2 tRNA genes and 3 rRNA genes are annotated in these 5,118 nt (G+C 53.7%); all 5 read right to left on the bottom strand.

Annotated features, from left to right (window positions below):
- Positions 1-55: 55 nt before the first annotated feature.
- Positions 56-168, bottom strand: a 5S ribosomal RNA gene (rrf, locus tag AC3WLT_RS36845).
- A 276-nt stretch (positions 169-444) separates the two neighbouring features.
- Positions 445-3,325: ribosomal RNA gene (locus tag AC3WLT_RS36840) — 23S ribosomal RNA — on the bottom strand.
- A 339-nt stretch (positions 3,326-3,664) separates the two neighbouring features.
- Positions 3,665-3,740 (bottom strand) — tRNA-Ala (locus AC3WLT_RS36835).
- Between the two features lie 70 nt (positions 3,741-3,810).
- Positions 3,811-3,887, bottom strand: a tRNA-Ile gene (locus AC3WLT_RS36830).
- A gap of 78 nt (positions 3,888-3,965) precedes the next feature.
- Positions 3,966-5,118, bottom strand: a 16S ribosomal RNA gene (locus AC3WLT_RS36825); the annotation flags it as partial.

Below are 5,118 nucleotides of genomic sequence, written 5' to 3'. Positions count from 1 at the left end.
GCCGTAAACGCAGAAACCCCACCGTTCTGGGTGGGGTTTCTGGTGCTGCTGGGGAGCCTGACGATGACCTACTTTCACACGGGAATCCGCACTATCATCGGCGTGGAGTCGTTTCACGGTCCTGTTCGGGATGGGAAGGGGTGGGACCGACTCGCTATGGTCATCAGGCATGACTTGTTGCCGTATTGCGGGGTTTGGGGCCCTGGGCAATACCGCCAATCGGGAAGAAGTAGTGTCTGGTGAGGCTCACCAGCGGGAGTTGTGTTGTTCGAGGCACAACATCGATCTCAACCTGTGTGTTCTGCTACCCCATCTGGGGTTCACACGCATCCCCTTCGGGGATCGGACCAGAGTAAGGGCTTTGCATGGGCCCGGAGTAAGTGCTAAAGCACTAACTCCGGCCGACAGCTAAAGCGCTAACTCTGGTCGAGACACACCTGTTATAGGATCAAGCCTTACGGGCAATTAGTATCAGTTAGCTTAACGCATTACTGCGCTTGCACACCTGACCTATCAACGTCCTGGTCTTGAACGACCCTTCAAGGGGCTCGAAGCCCCGGGGATATCTCATCTTAAGGCGAGTTTCCCGCTTAGATGCTTTCAGCGGTTATCTCTTCCGAACATAGCTACCCGGCGATGCCACTGGCGTGACAACCGGTACACCAGAGGTTCGTCCACTCCGGTCCTCTCGTACTAGGAGCAGCCCCCTTCAAATATCCAGCGCCCACGGCAGATAGGGACCAAACTGTCTCACGACGTTTTAAACCCAGCTCACGTACCTCTTTAAATGGCGAACAGCCATACCCTTGGGACCGGCTACAGCCCCAGGATGAGATGAGCCGACATCGAGGTGCCAAACACCGCCGTCGATATGAACTCTTGGGCGGTATCAGCCTGTTATCCCCAGAGTACCTTTTATCCGTTGAGCGATGGCCCTTCCATACAGAACCACCGGATCACTATGACCTGCTTTCGCACCTGCTCGACTTGTCGGTCTCGCAGTTAAGCACGCTTATGCCATTGCACTATCAGCACGATTTCCGACCGTACCTAGCGTACCTTCGTACTCCTCCGTTACACTTTGGGAGGAGACCGCCCCAGTCAAACTGCCTACCATGCACTGTCCCCAGTCCGGATCACGGACCAAGGTTAGAACCTCAAACAGACCAGGGTGGTATTTCAAGGACGGCTCCACGCAAACTGGCGTTCACGCTTCATAGCCTCCCACCTATCCTACACAGATCGGTTCAAAGTCCAATGCAAAGCTACAGTAAAGGTTCATGGGGTCTTTCCGTCTAGCCGCGGGGAGATTGCATCATCACAAACACTTCAACTTCGCTGAGTCTCGGGAGGAGACAGTGTGGCCATCGTTACGCCATTCGTGCAGGTCGGAACTTACCCGACAAGGAATTTCGCTACCTTAGGACCGTTATAGTTACGGCCGCCGTTTACCGGGACTTCAATCAAGAGCTTGCACCCCATCATTTAATCTTCCGGCACCGGGCAGGCGTCACACCCTATACGTCCACTTTCGTGTTTGCAGAGTGCTGTGTTTTTATTAAACAGTCGCAGCCACCAGTTTATTGCAACCCCTTCACCCTTCTGGCGCAGGCCAGTCAAGCTACAGGGGCGTACCTTATCCCGAAGTTACGGTACCAATTTGCCGAGTTCCTTCTCCCGAGTTCTCTCAAGCGCCTTAGAATACTCATCTCGCCCACCTGTGTCGGTTTGCGGTACGGTCTTGTTAAACTGAAGCTTAGAGGCTTTTCTTGGAACCACTTCCAGTTGCTTCATGGCCTAAGCCACTCGTCCCATGCCCTTGAATTGCGCGCCCGGATTTGCCAAAGCGCCTTCTCCAACACAGGAACCGGGACTTCCAACACCCGGACAACCTTCCGCGATCCGTCCCCCCATCGCATTTAACAATGGTGCAGGAATATTAACCTGCTTCCCATCAGCTACGCATTTCTGCCTCGCCTTAGGGGCCGACTCACCCTACGCCGATGAACGTTGCGTAGGAAACCTTGGGCTTACGGCGAGGGGGCCTTTCACCCCCTTTATCGCTACTCATGTCAGCATTCGCACTTCCGATACCTCCAGCACACTTTCCAGTGCACCTTCGCAGGCTTACGGAACGCTCTCCTACCATGCACATTACTGTGCATCCGCAGCTTCGGTATATGGCTTAGCCCCGTTACATCTTCCGCGCAGGACGACTCGATCAGTGAGCTATTACGCTTTCTTTAAAGGATGGCTGCTTCTAAGCCAACCTCCTGACTGTTTTAGCCTTCCCACTTCGTTTCCCACTTAGCCATATTTCGGGACCTTAGCTGGCGGTCTGGGTTGTTTCCCTCTTGACACCGGACGTTAGCACCCGATGTCTGTCTCCCGTGATTGCACTCTTCGGTATTCGGAGTTTGCTATGGCGTAGTAATCCGCAATGGACCCCACAACCATGACAGTGCTCTACCCCCGAAGGTGATACACGAGGCACTACCTAAATAGTTTTCGGAGAGAACCAGCTATTTCCAGGTTTGTTTAGCCTTTCACCCCTATCCACAGCTCATCCCCTAACTTTTCAACGTTAGTGGGTTCGGACCTCCAGTACGTGTTACCGCACCTTCATCCTGGCCATGGATAGATCACCTGGTTTCGGGTCTACACCCAGCGACTGAACGCCCTGTTCGGACTCGCTTTCGCTACGCCTGCCCTAATCGGTTAAGCTTGCCACTGAATGTAAGTCGCTGACCCATTATACAAAAGGTACGCCGTCACCCTCTTTCAAAGGCTCCGACTGTTTGTATGCATGCGGTTTCAGGATCTGTTTCACTCCCCTCCCGGGGTTCTTTTCGCCTTTCCCTCACGGTACTGGTTCACTATCGGTCGATCACGAGTATTTAGCCTTGGAGGATGGTCCCCCCATCTTCAGACAGGATTTCACGTGTCCCGCCCTACTTGTCGTACACCCAGTTCTTCCTCGCTGTTTTCGTCTACAGGGCTATCACCTGCTATGGCCGCACTTTCCAGAGCGTTCGACTAACAACAAAGATAAAGAGTACAGGCTGGTCCCATTTCGCTCGCCACTACTCTGGGAATCTCGGTTGATTTCTTTTCCTGCGGTTACTTAGATGTTTCAGTTCACCGCGTTCGCTTCTCATGGCCTATGTATTCAGCCATGGATACCTCAAAAGAGGTGGGTTTCCCCATTCGGACATCTTCGGATCAAAGCTCGTTTGCCAGCTCCCCGAAGCTTTTCGCAGGCTACCGCGTCCTTCATCGCCTGTGATCGCCAAGGCATCCACCACATGCACTTGTTCGCTTGACCCTATAACGGGTGTGTCTCGCACTGCATCCACTGGGGATGAAGCGTTGCTCACAATCGCTACAGGTTGAGTATTCGTGTTGCGCCGTATTCCAAAAGCGATCTTTCGATCTCTCTTTTCATACATTGATACAATCACAACCCTGATTCACCTACTCACACACCCATCTCCAGGTGTCCTTTCGTGAATCTCTTTACTACTTCTTCCTGATTGTTAAAGAACGACAGCCGATATAAAGCGCCTTGCTTCATACCACTCTGACTGGCTCAATCGCCAATGCCTGTTTCACTACACCGCCAGCATCTTGCGACGCCTGCTGCAGTAAAACCGGCATTGAGGATTGGTGGAGGATGACGGGATCGAACCGACGACCCCCTGCTTGCAAAGCAGGTGCTCTCCCAGCTGAGCTAATCCCCCAGTCATACAGATAACGCAATCTGATAGTCCCGGGGTCTTCACCGGTTAGCTGCAGCCACCGCAGAAACAGTGGTGGGTCTGGATGGATTCGAACCATCGACCCCCGCCTTATCAAGACGGTGCTCTAACCGACTGAGCTACAGACCCCTGAGTCTGTCTGCGTATCTGTCTTAATTTCACAGCCGATAAGCGTGAGCGCTCAACGCGTTGACACGTTAGCTCGAGAAAGGAGGTGATCCAGCCGCACCTTCCGATACGGCTACCTTGTTACGACTTCACCCCAGTCATGAATCCTACCGTGGTGACCGTCCTCCTTGCGGTTAGACTAGCCACTTCTGGTAAAACCCACTCCCATGGTGTGACGGGCGGTGTGTACAAGACCCGGGAACGTATTCACCGCGGCATGCTGATCCGCGATTACTAGCGATTCCAGCTTCACGCACTCGAGTTGCAGAGTGCGATCCGGACTACGATCGGTTTTCTGGGATTGGCTCCACCTCGCGGCTTGGCAACCCTCTGTTCCGACCATTGTATGACGTGTGAAGCCCTACCCATAAGGGCCATGAGGACTTGACGTCATCCCCACCTTCCTCCGGTTTGTCACCGGCAGTCTCCCTAGAGTGCTCTTGCGTAGCAACTAGGGACAAGGGTTGCGCTCGTTGCGGGACTTAACCCAACATCTCACGACACGAGCTGACGACAGCCATGCAGCACCTGTGTTATGGCTCCCTTTCGGGCACCCCCACCTCTCGGCAGGGTTCCATACATGTCAAGGGTAGGTAAGGTTTTTCGCGTTGCATCGAATTAATCCACATCATCCACCGCTTGTGCGGGTCCCCGTCAATTCCTTTGAGTTTTAATCTTGCGACCGTACTCCCCAGGCGGTCAACTTCACGCGTTAGCTACGTTACCAAGTCAATGAAGACCCGACAACTAGTTGACATCGTTTAGGGCGTGGACTACCAGGGTATCTAATCCTGTTTGCTCCCCACGCTTTCGTGCATGAGCGTCAGTATTGGCCCAGGGGGCTGCCTTCGCCATCGGTATTCCTCCACATCTCTACGCATTTCACTGCTACACGTGGAATTCTACCCCCCTCTGCCATACTCTAGCCCGCCAGTCACCAATGCAGTTCCCAGGTTAAGCCCGGGGATTTCACATCGGTCTTAGCGAACCGCCTGCGCACGCTTTACGCCCAGTAATTCCGATTAACGCTTGCACCCTACGTATTACCGCGGCTGCTGGCACGTAGTTAGCCGGTGCTTATTCTTCCGGTACCGTCATCCCCCCGCCGTATTAGGGCCGAGGCTTTCTTTCCGGACAAAAGTGCTTTACAACCCGAAGGCCTTCTTCACACACGCGGCATTGCTGGATCAGG

It is taken from the genome of Paraburkholderia sp. FW306-2-2C-D06C, from assembly GCF_058781505.1.
This window is presented reverse-complemented; position numbering and strand designations above follow the sequence as displayed.